The organism is Craterilacuibacter sp. RT1T (assembly GCF_023502145.1).
In the GTDB taxonomy this organism is placed as follows: Bacteria; Pseudomonadota; Gammaproteobacteria; order Burkholderiales; family Chromobacteriaceae; genus Craterilacuibacter.
The window spans coordinates 1-590 of record NZ_JAMFLI010000032.1 but is presented as its reverse complement, the minus strand read 5'-3'; the positions used below and the strand labels follow the sequence as shown (position 1 = coordinate 590).

Sequence of the window (590 nt, the reverse complement as noted above, 5' to 3'; positions counted from 1 at the left end):
CCGGGGGTGCCACCATCAGTGGTGGTGCGAATGGCAGCGGCACGCTGACCCTGTCCGGCACCCAGGCGCAGATCAATGCGGCACTGGCGACGCTGAGCTACAAGGGCAATGCCAACTTTAATGGTTCGGACACGTTGACGATGCTGTCGAAAGACAGTGCAGGCACGCCGTTGTCGGATAGCGATACGGTGGGGATTACGGTAACGCCGGTGAACGACGCACCGGTGAATACGGTGCCTATCGCACAAACGGTGGCCGAAGATGTAGCGCAAGCCATTACCGGGCTGTCGGTGAATGATGTGGACGGCAATCTGGCGAGCACCCAGCTCAGTGTGGCCAACGGCACGCTGACGATTAGTCTGGTGGGTGGCGCTACCATCAGTGGCGGTGCGAATGGCAGCGGCACGCTGACCCTGTCCGGCACCCAGGCGCAGATCAATGCGGCACTGGCGACGCTGAGCTACAAAGGCAATGCCAACTTCAATGGTTCGGACACGTTGACGATGCTGTCGAAAGACAGCGCGGGCACGCCGTTGTCGGATAGCGATACGGTGGGGATTACGGTAACGCCGGTGAACGATGCCCCGGTC

The 590-nt window shown here is 61.0% G+C and carries 1 protein-coding gene; it reads left to right on the top strand.

All coding sequences use genetic code 11. The features are described from left to right. The coding region (locus tag M3P88_RS15810) for an Ig-like domain-containing protein (RefSeq protein WP_249616953.1) at window positions 1-590 on the top strand (590 nt) is incomplete at both ends.